We start from the raw sequence: 17,798 nt of genomic DNA on the forward strand, positions 1-17,798 counted from the left end.
GGCCGCAGAGCGGCCCCAGGATTTCAGCTTCGATGCAAGTACCGCTGGGGCCGCTACGCGGCCCTTTCGCGACACAAGGCCGCTCCTACACCTGCTCAGTAAGGATTAGGAAAGCTCGATCACCCCAATCAGGTTTTTCAACCAGACATCTACCCAAATGAGCAATAAATTGTCGCCTAACACGTTCAACCAGACGACAAACACATACGCACATCGGACAAGCAGCACTGTGCCAGTGCGTTTGTCAGGCAAAACAGGTACCCTACGCGTTCACTCTGTGCCCGTACCCCAAAAGGGAACGACACGCTAAACGGGTCTGGCTCACCAAGCCGGGCAGCATTTCCCTTAATCCTGTGGGAAATCCCCTCCGACTCCCGATTTCAGCAGTGTGGTATTTCCTTAAATGAAAGTTTTAAAAGGCCAGGATATCCTGGCGCTTGGCTTTATGACGTTCGCGCTGTTCGTCGGCGCCGGCAACATCATCTTCCCGCCTATCGTCGGCCTGCAATCTGGCCCGAACGTATGGATGGCGGCACTCGGCTTCCTGGTCACCGCCGTGGGCCTGCCGGTCATCACCGTGGTCGCCCTGGCCAAGGTCGGTGGTGGCATGGACGCCCTGAGCAGCCCGATCGGCAAGTTCTTCGGCGGCCTGCTGGCGGCCGTCTGCTACCTTTCGGTCGGCCCGCTGTTCGCCACCCCACGCACCGCGACCGTGTCGTTCGAAGTGGGCGTTGCGCCGTTGACCGGCGAGAGTCCGACGGCGCTGCTCATCTACAGCGTGGTGTATTTCGCCGTGGTACTGGCCGTGTCCATGTACCCAGGCAAGCTGCTCGACACCGTGGGGCGGTTCCTGGCGCCCTTGAAGATCATCGCCCTGGCGGTGCTGGGTATCGCAGCCTTCGCCTTGCCCGCCGGCACGATCGGCGAGGCCCAGCCGGCCTATGCCGCAGCGGCGTTCTCCAAAGGGTTCTCCGATGGTTACCTGACCATGGACACCCTGGGCGCCCTGGTCTTCGGTATCGTCATCGTCAACGCCATCCGTTCGCGCGGGGTCGAGTCGCCGAAGCTGATCACCCGCTATGCCATCATCGCCGGGCTGATTGCCGGTGTCGGCCTGGTGCTGGTGTATGTCAGCCTGTTCCGCCTCGGCGCCGGCAGCCATGACATCGCCGCTGACGCCACCAACGGGGCGATGGTCCTGCACGCGTATGTGCAGCACACCTTCGGCTCGCTGGGCAGTGGCTTCCTCGCTGTGCTGATCGCACTGGCCTGCCTGGTGACCGCCGTCGGTCTTACCTGCGCCTGCGCCGAGTACTTCAGCCAGATACTGCCGTTGTCGTACCGTACCCTGGTGGTGATCCTGGCGGGCTTCTCGCTGGTGATTTCCAACCTGGGTCTGACCAAGCTGATCATGTTCTCGATTCCCGTGCTCACGGCGATCTACCCACCATGCATCGTGGTGGTGGGCCTGAGCTTCGTGAAGGACCTGTGGAATTCGCCAACCCGTATCCTGGCGCCGGTCATGCTGGTATCGCTGGTGTTCGGTATTGTCGACGCGGTCAAGGGCAGCAGCTTGGCCCACGTGCTGCCAGACTTCATGGCTCACCTGCCGTTCAGCGACGAAGGCATGGCCTGGCTGGTGCCTTCGGTAGTCACCCTGGCCGCCGCCGTGGCCTGCGATCGCCTGCTGGGCAAGCCGCGCGAGGCGCTGGCCTGATGGATTGAAGCCTGAAGGGCAGGGCGCCGGCCACAAGCCGAAGGGCGCCTGCCAAAGGTGGATATCAAACCCCGCGTCCGAAAGGCGCGGGGTTTTTTGTTGCCTGTGCTGGCCTCTTCGCGGGTGCAGGAAAATCAATACGGCGCATGTGTCTTATGGCGAGTCCGGGCGTCGAAAACCGGTCTGTTTCTCTTTGACGGGATTCCTGCATGAGCTTCATTCAAAACAACCTTGGCAACCTCGTGGCAGCCTGCTGGTTCGCCATCTGTTGGGGCGGCTACACCCGTTATGCGCTCTGGAAGGGTCGTGACACCGCCTGCCTGGCCAGCGTGCTGCACCTGTACCGCGAAGACTGGATGCGCCGCATGCTGCTGCGTGACAACCGCATCGCCGACGCTAGCGTGATCGGCAATCTGGAGCGCAATGCTTCGTTCTTCGCCTCCAGCACCCTGATCATCCTCGCCGGCATCCTCACCGTGCTGGGCGCCTCGGACCGTGCCTTGTCGTTGCTGGCCGACCTGCCGCTGGTGCAACAGGCGTCCCAGGGCATGTCGGAAATCAAGCTGCTGTGCCTGGCGACAGTGTTCGTCTATGCCTTCTTCACCTTCAGTTGGTGCATGCGCCAATACAACTTCGCGGCTGTCCTGGTGGGTTCGGCGCCGATGATCGGTGAACGCGAGGTCAACGAACTGGAGCGCAAGGCCTTCGCCTCCCGGGCGGCGAGGGTGCTGTCGCTGGCCGCCAACCAGTTCAACCTGGGTTTGCGTTCTTATTATTTCGGCATGGCCATGTTGAGTTGGTTCATCAGCCCGTGGCTGTTCATGGTCATGAGTGTTGGCGTGGTATTCATTCTGTATCGACGGGAGTTTCATTCCCATGTATTGGAGGTGATGGTATTTACTCCCACTGCAACGTCTGCCGTAGACAGAGACAGTTCCAATAGTGTCGGCTGAAGCCTTTCAGCTATAAGTACCAGGCATAAAAAAACCCGACAGCGTCGGGTTTTTTTATGCTGCGCGATTACTGCTTGGCAGGTTCGGCAGGGGTCGCTGGCGCGGTTTCTGGCGCTGGGGTAGCAGGTGCGGCTTCCTCGGCGGCCTTCTGCTGCGCTTCGGCCTGATCTTTGGCGGCTTCGGCGTTTTCCTTGGCGGCGTCGTTCAATTTATCCTGAGCTTCGCCCATCTTTTCCTGGGCCTGCTCGGCGTGTTGCTGTGCGTCCTGGGCCTTGTCTTCGCTCGCTTTATCGCAAGCAGCCAGGCCCATGGCAGCGGCCAGCATCAGAGCAAAAGCAAAAGGTTTACGCATGGGGGTGTCTCTCCTTGGTGGAATAACTTTACTTGTTCCTTCGAGTTCGCCGGGGGCGAATAAGTTCCACCCAGGTTACAGATATATAACTGCCCGAGCTATATGGACTTTTCAGTGATTTCATGCGGGGTTGATAATGAACGACACTGCCTTGCAGGGCATGGCCGAACGTTTCCTGTCGGCGCTTAAACATTGCCAGGTGTTGAACATGCGTGTGCATCACGTCGATGCCCAGGGCATGACCCTGGTGTTGCCCTGGTCGCCGGCCATCGTCGGCAATCCGCAGAGCGGTGCGGTGCATGGCGGGGTCCTGACCACCCTGATGGACACCACCTGCGGCATGGCCACTTTGTGTGCCTTGCCACGCTTCGAGGTGTGCCCGACCCTGGATTTGCGTATCGACTACATGCACCCGGCCGAGGCGGGCAAGGACATCTACGGCCACGCCCTGTGCTACCGGGTGACCCGCGATGTGATCTTCACCCGTGGCTCGGCCTATCAGGACGATCCGGCGCAGCCGATCTGCCAGGTGGTCGGCACTTTCATGCGCCTGGGCCAGGACATCAAGGGTGGCATCCGCTTCGGCAACAGCCTCAAGGAGCAGCGCGCATGATCCCGGCCGATATTCGCCAGCAACTGAACCAGGCCCATGCCCGTGGCGATTACCAGCCGTTGCTGGCGTTGATTCCCTACGCCGGCTTGATTGGCATCCGCTGCGAGCGCCAGGGCGACGATCTGCTGTTCCACCTGCCGGCCAACCCCGACAACATCGGCAACCCGCTGTTGCCGGCGATCCATGGCGGGGTGATCGCCGGTTTCATGGAGCTGTCGGCGGCGCTGTACCTGCTGATCTACAGCGAAAGCGCGAGCATCCCGAAAATCATCGACTTTTCCATCGACTACCTGCGCGCCGGGCACTACCGCGACACCTTCGCCCAGTGCCAGCTGTGGCGCCAGGGCCGGCGGGTGACCAATGTCGCCATTACCGCCTGGCAGGGTGATCGCGACGCGCCGATCGCCACGGCGCGGGCGCATTTCAAGATCGAACCGGAAAAGCCCTTGAAATAGTCAGGGCTGCCCCCATCTGCTGGACATCCGCCATAAAACGCAGGCCATGACGGCCGTCGGGCGCCACCAACCAACAGATTGGAGTTTTGAAGACCATGAGTGTGGAGACTCAAAAAGAAACCCTGGGCTTCCAGACCGAGGTGAAGCAACTGCTGCACCTCATGATCCATTCCCTGTACTCGAACAAGGAGATCTTCCTGCGCGAACTGATCTCCAACGCCTCCGACGCCGCCGACAAGCTGCGCTTCGAGGCCCTGGCCAAGCCTGAGCTGCTCGAAGGCGACGCCGACCTGAAGATCCGCGTCAGCTTCGACAAGGCCGCCAACACCGTGACCCTCGAGGACAACGGTATCGGCATGAGCCGCGAGGATGTCATCGCGCATTTGGGCACCATCGCCAAGTCCGGCACCGCCGACTTCATGAAGAACCTCACCGGTGACCAGAAGAAGGATTCGCACCTGATCGGTCAGTTCGGCGTGGGTTTCTACTCGGCCTTCATCGTTGCCGACCAGGTCGACGTGTTCAGCCGCCGTGCCGGTCTGCCGGCCGCCGAGGGCGTGCACTGGTCATCCAAGGGCGAGGGTGAGTTCGAGGTCGCCACCGTCGACAAGCCGCAGCGCGGCACCCGCATCGTCCTGCACCTGAAGGCCGGTGAAGACGAGTTCGCCGATGGCTGGCGCCTGCGCAACATCGTCAAGAAGTACTCCGACCACATCGCCTTGCCGATCGAGTTGCCCAAGGAGCAGGCCGCTGCCGCCGAAGGCGAAGAGCAGCCGGCGCAGGAGTGGGAAACCGTCAACCGTGCCAGCGCCCTGTGGACCCGTCCGCGTACCGAGGTCAAGGACGAGGAGTACCAGGAGTTCTACAAGCACATCAGCCACGACTTCGAGAACCCGCTGGCCTGGAGCCACAACAAGGTCGAAGGCAAGCTCGAATACAGCTCGCTGCTGTACGTGCCGGCCCGCGCGCCGTTCGACCTGTACCAGCGCGAAGCGCCACGCGGCCTCAAGCTGTACGTGCAGCGTGTGTTCATCATGGATCAGGCCGAGTCGTTCCTGCCGCTGTACCTGCGCTTCATCAAGGGCGTGGTCGATTCCAACGACCTGTCGCTGAACGTCTCCCGCGAGATCCTGCAGAAGGATCCGATTATCGAGTCGATGAAGACCGCACTGACCAAGCGTGTGCTGGACATGCTGGAGAAGCTGGCGAAGAACGAGCCTGAACAGTACAAGGGCTTCTGGAAGAACTTCGGCCAGGTGATGAAGGAAGGCCCGGCGGAAGACTTCGCCAACAAGGAGAAGATCGCAGGCCTGCTGCGCTTTGCCTCCACCCATGACGACAGCGGCGAGCAGAGCGTTGCCCTGGCCGATTACCTGGCACGCGCCAAGGAAGGCCAGGACAAGATCTACTTCCTGACCGGCGAGTCCCACGCCCAGGTCAAGAACAGCCCGCACCTGGAGGTCTTCCGCAAGAAAGGCATCGAGGTGCTGCTGCTGACCGACCGCATCGACGAGTGGCTGATGAGCTACCTCAACGAGTTCGATGGCAAGGCGTTCGTCGATGTCGCCCGTGGCGACCTGGACCTGGGCAAGCTGGACTCCGAAGAGGACAAGAAGGCCCAGGAAGAAGTCGCCAAGGACAAGGAAGGCCTGGTCGAGCGCCTTAAGGGCGCGCTGGGTGACAGCGTGGCCGAGGTACGTGTCTCGCACCGCCTGACCGACTCGCCGGCGATCCTCGCCATCGGCGAACAGGACCTGGGCCTGCAGATGCGCCAGATTCTCGAAGCCAGCGGGCAGAAGGTGCCAGAGTCCAAGCCGATCTTCGAGTTCAACCCAAGCCACCCGCTGATCGAGAAGCTCGATGGCGAGCAGAGCGAAGACCGCTTCGCCGAGCTGTCGCACATCCTGTTCGACCAGGCGGCGCTGGCGGCGGGCGACAGCTTGAAGGACCCGGCGGCCTACGTGCGTCGCCTCAACAAGCTGTTGGTCGAGCTGTCGGCTTGACCTGAGGCAAGAAAAGCCCGCTTCGGCGGGCTTTTTCATGTCTGCCGCTTTTACGATTACATCTATCCTGTCTTGACCCGTGAACGCCCAAGGAGAGCTGAATGAGCAAGGTCATCGTCGAGTCGCTGGTCTATCACCTGTCAGGCAAGGCTTACGAAAGCCGCCTGGTCTATGCCCCGGGCGCGCTGCCGCAGCCGGGCCTGGTGATGGCGCCGAACTGGATGGGTATCGGCGAGGGCGCCGAACGTATCGCCAAGGAAGTGGCCGAGCAAGGCTATGTGGTGCTGATTGCCGACTTGTATGGCCAGTCGGTGCGGCCGTCCAATGCTGATGAAGCCGGTACGGCAATGATGCCGCTGAAGAACGATCGCGCCGAGCTGCGCAAGCGCATGCAGGAAGCACTGGCGCAACTGGTGGGGCAGTCGAAGGCGCTGCTCGAGCCAGGCAAGGTCGCGACGTTCGGTTTCTGCTTCGGCGGCTGCTGCGCCCTGGAGCTTGCCCGCACCGGTGCCGATCTGAGGGCGGCGGTGTCGTTCCACGGCACGCTGGATACCCCGAACCCCGAGGATGCCAAGCGCATCAAGGGTTCGGTGCTGGTGCTGCATGGCGCGTCCGACCCATTGGTGCCAAGGGAGCAGTTGCCAGCCTTCGAAGAAGAGATGAATGCTGCCAAGGTTGACTGGCAGTTGCTTAGCTATGGCGGGGCAGTGCACTCGTTCACCGATCCGAACGCGAATGTGCCGGGCAAGATGCAGTATGACCGGCGTACCTCCGAGCGGGCATTCCGCTCGATGCACAACCTGCTGAGCGAAGTGTTCCAGCGCTGAGTTTGCATGGGGCTGCAAAGCAGCCCCAAAATCAGCGCGGCAATTCGATTCTTGAGGTTTCCCCCGGCACCACCGGCCAATCCCCCGCAGCCCACCTGGCCCGGGCCTGTTCGATCAGCTCCGCATCACTGGCCACAAAATTCCAGTTCATCCGCCGCGGCCCATCCAGCGGCGCGCCGCCGATCAGCACCAGCTGGCACGTTTGCTCGGCATACAACACCACCTCTTCGCCCTCGGGCAGCACGATCAGGCTGCATGGCTCGACTTCCTCGTCATCCAGCATCAACTCGCCTTCGAGCAGATACAGCGCGCGCTGTGCGTGTTCCGTCGGCACGATCAGGGTGGTGGCCGCCTGCATGTGCACATGAGCGTAGAGGGTGGGGGAGAGCACCGGTACCGGTGAGGCCAGGCAAAAACCGGTGCCGGCGATCATGCGGATCTGCACGCCGAGGCTGTCACTGGCCGGCAGGCTGGCCGCCGGGTGATGGCTGTAGCTTGCCGGGCCCTGCTCGTCGGACGTCGGCGAGGCCAGCCAGACCTGCAGCCCATGCAGCCGCGAGCCGCGCTCGAGCACCTCGGCCGGCGTGCGCTCGACATGCGCCACGCCCGCTCCGGCGGTCATCCAGCTGACGTCTCCCGGGCGCACGCGTTGGTCCGAGCCAAGGCTGTCCTTGTGCTGGATTTCCCCCTCGAACAGGTAGGTGAGGGTGGACAGGCCAATATGCGGGTGCTGGCGAATGTCCATGCCATGACCCGGCGCGTAGTCGGTTTCCAGCATATGGTCGAAGAACACGAAAGGGCCTACGCTGCGACACTGCGCCGAGGGCAGCGGGCGCAGGATCGGCTGGCCCTCGACCGATTCGGCGCGTGGGCGGATGACCAGGGGGCTGCTCATGGCGACACTCCTTGAGGGATGCCTGCAAGCATAGCGTTTTGCTGGCCGTGGCTGAACCGTCGCGGGCGCTGCCCGGTCTACTCTTGCGGTACCGGCAAAGGAGCCTGAGATGATTGCCCGCACATTGGCCTGCCTGCTGTTGAGCGCAAGCCTGTTCGACACTGCGCAAGCCCGCGGCTACCGCTACAGCGACGCCCATCTGCACTACGTGGATTTCTTCCAGGAAACCGAAGGCATGCCGGCCTTGCTCAAGGCCATGGACGAGGCCGGGGTCGAGCAGTCGATGATCTCCGGCATCCCGGTGGCCAAGAAATGGCACGAGGACGAACCCAAGCGCCCGCGCTACTACGCCGGCGACGATGCCGATGCCTACTGGTACAGCGCCACCGATCTGTACGTCGCCGCCGCGCTGGAAAAGCTGCCTGTCGAGCAGCGCAGGCGCTTCCACCCGTTTCTCACCGGCTTCAACCCGGTGGACAAGAATGCCGTCAGCCATATCGAGCGCATGCTCGAACTTTATCCGGGGTTGTGGCAAGGCATCGGCGAGGTGTTCACTCGCCATGACGACCTCACCGCACTGACCAGCGGCGATACCCCGCGGGCCAACAACGAAGCCATGACTCGCATTTACCACCTGGCCGCCGAGCGCGACCTGCCGGTGTTGCTGCATTCGAACATCACCTCCAAGCGCGAGCGCAACCCGCTGTACCTGGCGGAAATCGAAGAGCCGTTGCGTAACCACCCGCATACCCGCTTCATCTGGGCCCATGCCGGCAGCAGCATGGAAATTCACCGGCACCAGGAACGCATGGACTTTCTCCTGCCGGTGCTCAGCCGATTGCTCGAAGACTATCCAAACCTGTACGTGGACTTGTCCTGGAGCGTGCTCGAGCCCTACCTGCTGGATGAGCAGGGCGTGCCACGCAAGGCCTGGGTCGACCTGGTCGTGCGCTTCCCCGAACGCTTCATGCTAGGGTCCGATGTGGTGGGGCGCTTCGCCAGCATCGGCGAGCAGATGCACGCTTTCAATCCATTCCTCGATGCTTTGCCCGCAGCGGTGGCAGAGCAGGTGAGTCGGCGGAATTTTCTCGATCTGCTGCCAAAAAACGTGAAGTAGCGCCTTTCAATCGAGGATAGCGTTTTGATATTGCCTTTTCGTCTTACGCAAATTCCAAACGGCCCGATACCTTCTTTAAGCAATGGAAACAACGCTGATGGGAGGGATCCTGGAAATGAGCCTGAGACGCTTGAATATCGCCCCGCGCGCTGGCCTTGGCTTCGGCATCATGGCGCTGCTGGTGGTGGCCCTGGGCGGTTTTGCCCTGCAACAGATGACCAACATGCGCCAGCAGTCCGAACAAGTGGACAACAACTGGCTGCCCAGCGTGATCTCGGTGGGCAGCATGACCCAGGACATGTTGCGCATCCGGGCCCTGACCCTGCGCCTGCTGGTCAACACCGACCCGGCCGCGCAGCAGCAGAACCGCGCGCGCATCGAGGAGATCAAGGGCGGTCTGAGCAAGGCGCAGAATCACTATGACGGGCTGATCGTGCTGCCCGAGGAGCGCACCCTGTTCGACCGCTACCAGGGCCTGGAGCGCCAGTACATGACCTTGCAGGGCCAAGTGGTGCAACTGGCCAGCGAAAGGCGCATCGACGCGGCGGCGGCACTGGTCAATGGCGAGATGAACCAGCTGGCCGACCAGATGACCAGTACGCTCAACGAACTGATCGCGCTGAACAACCACCAGGCCAACACGGCCACCGACCTGGCCGAGGCGGTGTACAGCGGGGCCAAGGTGTGGGTTGGCGTGCTGCTGGTGGTCGCCCTGAGCTTGACCGTGGTGCTGGCCCTGGCCCTGACCCGCAGCATCGTGCGCCCGCTTGGGCAGTCGCTGCAGGTGGCCGAGACGGTGGCCACGGGAGACCTGACGCCGCAGATCACCGTGCAGGGCGATGACGAGCCGGCGCGCCTGCTGGCGGCGCTCAAGAGCATGCAGCAGAGCCTGCGTGAGACCATTGGGCGAATTTCCGATTCGGCCAGCCAGTTGGCTTCTGCCTCCGAGGAACTGAGCGCGGTCACCGAGGATGCCACTCGCGGCCTGCAACAACAGAGCATGGAGATCGAACAGGCCGCCACTGCGGTCAACCAGATGACCGCGGCGGTGGAGGAGGTGGCGAGCAATGCGGTGGCTACCTCCGAGGCGTCCCGCACCTGCGATCAGATCGCCCGCGAAGGGCGTGAGCAGGTGCGCGGCACGGTCGCCGCCATCGAGGCGTTGGCCAGCGGTGTGGCGGGCAATGCCGAGGAGGTTGGCCAGCTTGCGCAGCAGGTGCACGACATCAGCAAGGTGCTGGATGTGATCGGTTCGATTGCCGAGCAGACCAACCTGCTGGCGCTCAATGCCGCCATCGAGGCAGCGCGGGCCGGGGAGGCCGGGCGTGGTTTCGCCGTGGTCGCCGACGAGGTGCGCGCCCTGGCACATCGCACGCAAAGTTCGACCCAGGAGATCGAGCAGATGATCGTCGCCATCCGCAGCGGTGCCGAGCGAGCCGTGCAGGGCATGCAGCACAGCGATGCCCAGGCGCGCTCGACCCTGGACGGCGCCCATGGCGCAGGTGATGCCCTGGAGGCGATTGCCGCGGCCATCGGCCAGATCAACGAGCGCAACCTGGTGATTGCCAGTGCTTCGGAGCAGCAGGCCCAGGTGGCGCGTGAAGTGGACCGTAACCTGACCACCATCCGCGACCTGGCGCATCAGTCATCGGCCGGGGCCGAGGAGACGTCCGCCGCCAGCCAGGCGCTGTCGAGATTGGCGGTGGACCTTAATACCCTGGTGCAGCGCTTCTCTGTTTGACGTTCATCGCCCCCTGTAGGAGCGGCCTTGTGTCGCGAAAGGGCCGCAAAGCGGCCCCAGCAATCTCGGCGGTGGCGCTGAGCCCTTGGGGCCGCTACGCAGCCCTTTCGCGACACAAGGCCGCTCCTACAGGAGGAGAAGTTGGGCCGAAGCACAAACAAAAACGCCCGGACTTGAGGTCCGGGCGTTCTCGTTCAGCGTGTCAGCCGATCACTTGCCTTCCCAGCGCTTGAGCACCAGGGTGGCGTTGGTGCCGCCGAAGCCGAAGCTGTTGCTCATCACGGTGGTGAGCTTGGCGTCTTCGGTCTTGCGTACGATCGGCAGGTCCGCGACTTCCGGATCCAGCTCGTCGATGTTGGCGGAGCCGGCGATGAAGTTGTTTTCCATCATCAGCAGGCAGTAGATCGCCTCGTGCACGCCTGCGGCGCCCAGCGAGTGACCGGACAGGCTCTTGGTCGAGCTGATCTTCGGCGCGTTGGCACCGAACACTTCACGCACGCCCTTCATCTCGGCGACGTCGCCGACCGGGGTGGAGGTGCCGTGGGTGTTCAGGTAGTCGATCGGGGTGTCGACGGTGGACAGCGCCTGCTGCATGCAGCGGATCGCGCCTTCGCCGCTTGGAGCGACCATGTCGTAGCCGTCGGAGGTGGCGCCGTAGCCGACGATCTCGGCGTAGATCTTGGCGCCACGGGCCAGGGCGTGCTCGAGCTCCTCGACCACCACCATGCCGCCGCCGCCAGCGATGACGAAGCCGTCACGGTCGGCATCGTAGGCGCGCGAGGCCAGTTCCGGGGTTTCGTTGCGCTTGGTCGACAGGGCGCCCATGGCATCGAACAGGAACGACTGGCTCCAGTGTTCTTCTTCACCGCCACCGGCGAAGACGATGTCCTGCTTGCCCCACTGGATCTGCTCCAGGGCGGTGCCGATGCAGTGCGCGGAGGTAGCGCAGGCCGACGAGATCGAGTAGTTGATACCCTTGATCTTGAACGGGGTGGCCAGGCACGCCGACACGGTGCTGCCCATGGTGCGGGTGACGCGGTACGGGCCGACACGCTTGACGCCTTTTTCGCGCAGGGTATCCAGCGCTTCCATCTGGTTCAGGGTCGAGGCGCCGCCGGAGCCGGCAACCAGGCCGGTACGCGGGTTGGAAACCTGCTCTTCGGTCAGGCCGGCGTCCTTGATCGCGTCCTGCATCGCCAGGTAGGCGTAGGCGGCAGCGTGGCCGACGAAGCGGTAGACCTTGCGGTCGATCAGTTCTTCGAGGTTGAGGTCGATGGAGCCGGAAACCTGGCTACGCAGCCCCTGTTCCTTGTATTCCGGGTTGTAACGGATACCCGGACGGCTGTTGCGCAGGTTTTCGGTGACGGTAGCTTTGTCATTGCCCAGGCACGATACGATGCCCAGACCAGTGATAACGACGCGGCGCATGCGAATAACCCTTAGAAATTGTCAGTGGAGGTGAACACGCCGACCCGCAGGCCTTCGGCGGTGTAGATCTCGCGACCGTCGACGCTGACCGAGCCGTCGGCGATGGCCATGTTCAGCTTGCCCTTGAGGACACGCTTGATGTGAATGTTGTAGGTGACTTTCTTGGCGCTAGGCAGGACCTGGCCGAAGAATTTCACTTCGCCCGAACCCAGGGCGCGACCGCGGCCCGGCAGGCCTTGCCAGCCGAGGAAGAAACCGACCAACTGCCACATGGCGTCCAGGCCCAGGCAGCCCGGCATCACCGGATCGCCTTCGAAGTGGCAGGCGAAGAACCACAGGTCCGGATTGATATCCAGCTCGGCGACCAATTCACCTTTGCCGAACTTGCCGCCTTCCTCGCTGATGTGGGTGATGCGATCGACCATCAGCATGTTCGGGGCGGGCAGTTGCGCATTACCGGGGCCGAACAGCTCACCGCGACTGCAGCGCAGCAGGTCTTCCCGGGTAAAGGCGTTTTGTTTGGTCATGCGAGCTCCTCAATAACCCCCTGTGGCAGGGGATGAATCTTCCCGGCCGATCCGAATCGCTCTGCGTTCGGGGCGGCAGCCTACAGGTAGACTATTGCGTTGTAGTGAAAGTCACAGCGCACCTGGCAAAAGAAGTACAGGTGTGCACTGAAATGTTATTTTCAGGTCCTGCGGCGGTCCTGTCCAGTCTTTAAGACTGCCGCACTTTAGCATTTATCGCCAGTCGCGGCTGTCCGGCCGGGTAGCCAGCGGCCGAGAATGCGCTGCAGATCGGTGCGTTTGAAGGGTTTGCTCAGGTAGTCGTTCATGCCGGCGGCCAGGCAACGTTCACGATCGCCCTCCAGGGCGCTGGCGGTCAGGGCAATGATCGGCAGCTCGGCGGCCTGGGGCAGCAGGCGGATGCGCCGGGTCGCCTCGAAGCCATCGACCTGCGGCAGGCGGCAGTCCATCAAGACGGCGGCAAACTGTTGCTGGCCGACCAGATCGATGGCCTGGGCGCCATCCATGGCCAGTTTCACCTCGAACCCCAGGCTGCGCAGCATGGCCTCGATGACGCTCTGGTTGACCGGGTTATCTTCCACCAGCAGGATGCGCCCGCCGTTGTCGTGGATCAGCGGTTGCGCAGGTGCCGGCGCGACAGGCGCGCTGGCCAGGGCTAGCGGCATCTCCAGGGTGAAGGTCGAGCCCAGGCCCTCGCGGCTTTCGCCACGCAGTTGGCCACCCATGCGTTCGGCCAGGGTACGGGCGATCGACAGGCCCAGGCCGGTGCCGCCATAACGCCGGGAGATCGAGCTGTCGGCCTGCTGGAAGGCGACGAACATCATTTCCAGGCGATTGCTGTCGATGCCGATGCCGGTGTCGCGCACCGTGCAGGTGAGCCACAACAATTGCCGGTCGATGGGCTGGCAATGGGCCTGGACCGCGACTTCGCCGTGCTCGGTGAATTTCAGCGCATTGCCGACCAGGTTCAGCAGGATCTGGCGGATTCGCGTCGGGTCGCCTGCCACCTGCACCTGCTCCAGGCCTGGAGCCAGGTCCAGGCGCAGGGCCAGGCCGCGCTGCTGGGCGCTGTGTTGGAACGACAGCACGCTGCTGCTGAGCAGTTCGCCGAGGTTGAAGTCGATGTGCTCCAGCTCCAGGGTGGTGCGCTCGATCCGCGAGAAGTCTAGGATATCGTTGATCACCTTGAGCAGATGGCCGGTGGACTCGCTGGCCAGCGCGGTGTACTCGGCCTGTTCGTTGGTCAGCTCGGTGGTTTCCAGCAACTGCAGCATGCCCAGCACGCCGTTCATGGGCGTGCGCAGCTCGTGGCTCATCATCGCCAGGAAGTCCGACTTGGCGCGGTTGGCCTGCTCGGCCTCCTCGCGGGCCTGGATCAACTGGCCCATGGCCTGCTGCTGTTCGTGGGCCGCCTGGTCCAGGGCGCTGGCCAGGTTGTTGATGTGCCGCGCCAGGTGGCCTAGCTCGCTGTCGTCGACCACGGGCAGCGGCGCGTTGAAGTCGCCTTGCTGGATCGCCCGCACCGCGTGGCCCATGTCGCTGATCGGCTTGGACAGGCTCATGGCCAGGCGCCGGGCCAGCAGGAAGGTGAACAGCAGGGCGAACAGCGCCAGGATCGCCGCCTTGATCACGATCTCTTGCTGGCGCTGGCTGAAGGCGTCGTCGGACATGCCGACGATCACCCGGCCCAGGTAGTCGTCGCCGATGGCCGGGCGCGGCGCCTTGCCTTGCAGGAAGTCGCTGTCCAGGCGGATCTGCTGCAGGCGGATCGGCGCCTGGAACACTTCCACGCGCTGCGCGCGGTTGAGGCTCTCGTCCGGCTGCTCGACATACACCAGGATATGGTTGCGGCTGTCCTGCACCTCGAGGAAGCGCACATGGGGAATGCTCAAGGTCGCGCGCATCAGGCTGTCGAGCACTTCGTTGTTGCCCGAGATCACCCCGTATTCAGAGGCCGGTGCCAGCTGGTTGGCGATCAGTTGCCCGGTGTGATTAAGCTCCTGACGCAAGTCCTGGATGCGCACGAAGGTGAAGAAACTGATCAACAGCAGGGTCAGCAGCAGGGCCGGGCCCAGGCTGAGGATCTGAGTGCGGGTATGAATGTCCCAGCTCAGGCGTTTGCTCATGGGGTGGCTCCTTCGCCAAGGGCCAGGGCGGCGGCGTCCGCATCGATGCTGTCCAGGCCCAGGGCGCGGGCCACCTGCTGGTTGCCGCTGACACCAAAATGCGCGGGGTAGAGGCTGCGCGGCCAGCGCGCCGGGGCTTGTTCGAGCAATTGATCGAGCACCGCGAGCCAGTCGTCCTGGTCGCTGTAGGTGCTGGCCAGGGCGCCGGCGCGGACGAAGCCGGCGTTCGGCCCGATCAGCGCCATTTGCCGGCCATAGCTGCTGAGCAGCACGTTCTTGGCCGACTTGGAGTTGTACAGGTCGGGATCGTCCAGGCCCAGCAGCACGTCGCTGTTGTTGAGCAGGTGCTGCAGCGGGCGGCTGTCGCGCAGGTCCGGCCAGTCCTGGGCGACGATCTCCAGGCCCAGCGGCTGGGCGGCCTGGCGCAGTTCATCGAGCAGAAAGCGGCTGCGCGTGCCATATAGCACGCCAATGCGCCGCGCTTCCGGCAACAGGTAGCGGGTCAGGCGCAGCTGGCGCTGCAGCGGTGGGTCGCTCCACAGCAGGCTGAGGAACCCGGGGCGCGACTTTCCCAGGCGCTGCTCGGCCTGCACCCGACTGACCCGCAGGGCCAGTGCCACGGGCCCGGCGGCCTCGCTCAGGCGCCATTCCAGGGCCGGGGGGTCGAGCAGGATCAGCCGGGTGTCGGCCTTGAGCTGGGCTGGGTTGGGCAACTGCTGCACGGTCTGGAAGCGCACCTGGTCGTGGGGCCGGCGCTTTTCCAGGGCGGCGACGAAGCTGCGGATGCCCGGCTGATCTTCGGCTCCGACCAGCAGGATCTCGCTGGCCGCCAGCGAACCCAGGGGCCAGAAGCACAGTAAAAGCAGGCGCAGCAGGCGCAGCATCAGAACTCCAGCTCCGCGCTGACGCTCAGGCGATGGCGACTGTCATAGCGGTTCTGCGGGATGGTCACCGGCTCGTCGTCGAGGCGTTGCTGCCACAGCGCGGCCAGCTCCAGCTGGCTGCCCTGGATCTTGAAGCGCTTGGCCAGGCGCAGGTCGATGCGCTCGTAGCGGTATTGGTTGAGCGCGTCGTCGCCGTAATAGAAGAGGGCGCTCGACCAGCCCTGACCCCAGTCGCGCAGCCAGCCGGCCGAGCCGCTGTTGCGCGCGCTCAGGCGGCGGTCGGCGGAGTTGCTGGCCCAGGCATCGACGTAGGCGTAGGTCAGGCGCAGGCGGTCGCGGGCGCTCAGCCGCCAGTCGAACTGGGCCTCGCTGCCGCTGAAACGCGCCTTGTTGGCGTTGCTGGCGATGAACTGGTTGTTCTTCAGCGGCTCGCTGATCATCCCGGTGATCTCGTCGTAGAACAGCTTCACGTCGAGGTTCAGGTCCAGGTCGCTGAAATAGCCGTTGTAGCCCAGTTCGCGCGAGCGCATGCGCTCCTGGTCGAGGTTGCCGGGGCCGCGGGTCTTGACGAAGTATTCGCCGTTTTGCAGGCCATAGCGGTTGGGGCTGAGGTTCTTGACCGTGTAGCTCCAGTTGACATTGTTCTCGAACATGTCGGGCGAACGGATGGCCTCGGAATACACCGCGCGCAGGCCATGGCGCGGGGTGATCAGGTAGTTCAGCGCCACCCGCGGCGTCAGTGAACTGCCGGACAGCTGGGTGTCTTCGAACATCGCGCCGCCCTGCAGGATCCAGTGCTCGTCGGCGCGCCATTCGAGCTGGCCGAACAGGCGCCAGGTGCGGTCGTCGATGCTGCCGTTGAAGTAGGTCTGCGAATCGGCCCGGTCATAGCGCAAGTTCGCCCCGCTGACCAGGCGCAGGCTGTCGGTCAGGCTCAAGGTGTCCTGGATTTCCAGGTCGTAGCGTGTCTCGCGGGTGCTTTGGTCGACGTTGCCACAGATGGTGTTGCGGCCACCGTTGGTCCATTGGTCCTGCACCTGGCCCAGCAAAGCGCCGAGCTGGGGGTCGCTGGTGGCGGGCAGGTGGCCGGTGTACAGGTTGCGCGCGACCTTCTCGGTGAAGTTCGGATCAAGCTGCCACATGCGGGTCAGCTCCGGGCTGAAGGCAATGGCCGCATCACAGGCTTGCCACACCTGCTGGCGGTCGAAGTGCTGGGCCGAGCCCTGGATGTACAGGCTGTGCTCGGGGTTGATGTCGATGTTCCAGCGCACGGAGCCTGCATAGTCCTTGGCGTTGACGTCGGCATCGTTACCGGCTCGGTAGTTGCCGAACACCGGCTGGTAGGTATAGGGCCTTTGGTTGCTGCCTTCCTTGGCCGCCAGTTGCCATTCCAGGGTCTGGTTGGGCGCCAGGCTGTGCACGGCATTGATGTTGATGCGGTTGGCCCGGCGGCTGTCGCGGTAGTCGTGGCCGAACTGGTCCTGGTCGAAGCCGTCGTCCTGCTGGCCCGACAGCGACAGGCGCAGGTCGCCGCCGTCCCAGCCGAAACCCTGGCTGGCGTAGTAGTCGTTGATGCCATCCTGGCCGCGGGTCAGCTTCAATCGCGTGCCATGGCTGTCGGCTGGGTTGCGGGTGAGGATGTTGACTACCGCCATCAGCGCATTGGCGCCGTAGCTGACGGTATTGGGGCCGCGGAACACCTCGATGCGCTCGATATCCTCGAGGGCCACAGGGATGTCGCTCCAGTCCACCGTGGCCAGGCCGGCTCGGTATACCGAACGGCCATCGATCAGCACCTGCATGCGCCGGGCGTCGTTGACGTTGCTGCCGTGGTAGTTGACCGTGGGCTGGTTGCCGGCGCCGTAGCCGATCATCATGCCGGGGACCAGGCGCAGCAGCTCGGGGATATCGCGGGCGCCGCTGGCGCGGATCAGTTCGCTGTCGAGCACGGTCATGCTGCCGGGCACGGCCGCCGGGGATTGTTTCAGGCGCGTGGCGGTCAGAACCTGGGGCAGGTCCTGGTTGTCGATGAACAGATCGTCGGCCACGGCCGGGCCGCCCAACAGGGCAGTCAGCAACAGCAGGCGCGGGTAGGGGGGCGTGCCGGGGAACACGTGAGGCCTTGTTTCATGGATGAATCAGGCATGTTAACCGACCACA

General features: G+C 63.6%; 15 protein-coding genes and 1 pseudogene. 9 read left to right on the top strand and 7 right to left on the bottom strand.

Going from position 1 to position 17,798, the window contains the following annotated elements; all coding sequences use genetic code 11:
- The first annotated feature begins 403 nt into the window (after positions 1-403).
- Positions 404-1,717 carry a branched-chain amino acid transport system II carrier protein gene (gene brnQ / locus ACODS5_RS14390; protein WP_134693147.1) on the top strand — a complete coding sequence of 438 codons (1,314 nt, stop codon included), beginning with the start codon at positions 404-406 and terminating at the stop codon, positions 1,715-1,717.
- Positions 1,718-1,926: 209 nt separating this feature from the next.
- The gene (locus ACODS5_RS14395) at positions 1,927-2,670 is read left to right on the top strand and encodes a DUF599 domain-containing protein (RefSeq protein WP_134693146.1); all 744 of its coding nucleotides are present in this window, start codon (positions 1,927-1,929) and stop codon (positions 2,668-2,670) included.
- 67 nt (positions 2,671-2,737) lie between these two features.
- Here ACODS5_RS14395 and ACODS5_RS14400 read toward each other — a convergent pair whose 3' ends face one another.
- Entirely contained in the window at positions 2,738-3,022 is a 285-nt protein-coding gene (locus tag ACODS5_RS14400) for a hypothetical protein (RefSeq protein ID WP_134693145.1), read from the bottom strand.
- Between the two features lie 136 nt (positions 3,023-3,158).
- Here ACODS5_RS14400 and ACODS5_RS14405 point away from each other — a divergent pair, with 136 nt between their 5' ends.
- From ACODS5_RS14405 to ACODS5_RS14420, 4 genes are all read left to right on the top strand, one after another.
- The gene (locus ACODS5_RS14405) at positions 3,159-3,635 is read left to right on the top strand and encodes a PaaI family thioesterase (RefSeq protein ID WP_134693144.1); all 477 of its coding nucleotides are present in this window, start codon (positions 3,159-3,161) and stop codon (positions 3,633-3,635) included.
- Complete coding sequence (locus tag ACODS5_RS14410; RefSeq protein ID WP_134693143.1) at positions 3,632-4,090, top strand: PaaI family thioesterase; 459 nt, start codon at positions 3,632-3,634, stop codon at positions 4,088-4,090. The genes ACODS5_RS14405 and ACODS5_RS14410 overlap by 4 nt, the downstream gene beginning before the upstream one ends.
- A 95-nt stretch (positions 4,091-4,185) precedes the next feature.
- Positions 4,186-6,093, top strand: coding sequence for a molecular chaperone HtpG (gene htpG / locus ACODS5_RS14415; RefSeq protein ID WP_489108985.1), 1,908 nt, complete (start codon positions 4,186-4,188; stop codon positions 6,091-6,093).
- Between the two features lie 101 nt (positions 6,094-6,194).
- Complete coding sequence (locus ACODS5_RS14420; protein ID WP_489108986.1) at positions 6,195-6,920, top strand: dienelactone hydrolase family protein; 726 nt, start codon at positions 6,195-6,197, stop codon at positions 6,918-6,920.
- Positions 6,921-6,951: 31 nt separating this feature from the next.
- Here ACODS5_RS14420 and ACODS5_RS14425 read toward each other — a convergent pair whose 3' ends face one another.
- Positions 6,952-7,815, bottom strand: coding sequence for a pirin family protein (locus ACODS5_RS14425; RefSeq protein WP_489108987.1), 864 nt, complete (start codon positions 7,813-7,815; stop codon positions 6,952-6,954).
- Positions 7,816-7,924: 109 nt separating this feature from the next.
- Between ACODS5_RS14425 and ACODS5_RS14430 the strand changes: the two genes are divergently transcribed.
- The 3 genes and pseudogenes from ACODS5_RS14430 to ACODS5_RS14440 all read left to right on the top strand — a co-directional run bounded on the left by ACODS5_RS14430 (position 7,925) and on the right by ACODS5_RS14440 (position 10,673).
- Positions 7,925-8,932 carry an amidohydrolase family protein gene (locus ACODS5_RS14430; protein ID WP_134693139.1) on the top strand — a complete coding sequence of 336 codons (1,008 nt, stop codon included), beginning with the start codon at positions 7,925-7,927 and terminating at the stop codon, positions 8,930-8,932.
- Between the two features lie 115 nt (positions 8,933-9,047).
- Positions 9,048-9,818: pseudogene (locus ACODS5_RS14435) on the top strand (MCP four helix bundle domain-containing protein); the annotation flags it as partial.
- Between the two features lie 114 nt (positions 9,819-9,932).
- Entirely contained in the window at positions 9,933-10,673 is a 741-nt protein-coding gene (locus ACODS5_RS14440) for a methyl-accepting chemotaxis protein (protein WP_489109021.1), read from the top strand.
- A gap of 210 nt (positions 10,674-10,883) precedes the next feature.
- Here the strand turns inward: ACODS5_RS14440 and fabB are convergent, their stop codons facing one another.
- The 5 genes from fabB to ACODS5_RS14465 all read right to left on the bottom strand — a co-directional run bounded on the left by fabB (position 10,884) and on the right by ACODS5_RS14465 (position 17,752).
- On the bottom strand, positions 10,884-12,101 hold the full coding sequence (fabB, locus tag ACODS5_RS14445; protein ID WP_134693137.1) for a beta-ketoacyl-ACP synthase I: 1,218 nt from the start codon (positions 12,099-12,101) through the stop codon (positions 10,884-10,886).
- An 11-nt stretch (positions 12,102-12,112) separates the two neighbouring features.
- The gene (gene fabA, locus ACODS5_RS14450) at positions 12,113-12,628 is read right to left on the bottom strand and encodes a 3-hydroxyacyl-[acyl-carrier-protein] dehydratase FabA (protein ID WP_011534736.1); all 516 of its coding nucleotides are present in this window, start codon (positions 12,626-12,628) and stop codon (positions 12,113-12,115) included.
- A gap of 206 nt (positions 12,629-12,834) precedes the next feature.
- Positions 12,835-14,754 (bottom strand): ATP-binding protein, encoded by a 1,920-nt coding sequence (locus ACODS5_RS14455; RefSeq protein WP_489108988.1) that lies wholly within the window; start codon positions 14,752-14,754, stop codon positions 12,835-12,837.
- The gene (locus tag ACODS5_RS14460; RefSeq protein ID WP_134693135.1) at positions 14,751-15,638 is read right to left on the bottom strand and encodes an ABC transporter substrate-binding protein; all 888 of its coding nucleotides are present in this window, start codon (positions 15,636-15,638) and stop codon (positions 14,751-14,753) included. Before ACODS5_RS14460 ends, ACODS5_RS14455 begins: the two co-directional genes overlap by 4 nt.
- Positions 15,638-17,752 (bottom strand): TonB-dependent receptor plug domain-containing protein, encoded by a 2,115-nt coding sequence (locus ACODS5_RS14465; RefSeq protein WP_489108989.1) that lies wholly within the window; start codon positions 17,750-17,752, stop codon positions 15,638-15,640. The genes ACODS5_RS14460 and ACODS5_RS14465 overlap by 1 nt, the downstream gene beginning before the upstream one ends.
- Positions 17,753-17,798: the final 46 nt, after the last annotated feature.

This window comes from Pseudomonas sp. FG47, from assembly GCF_057809115.1.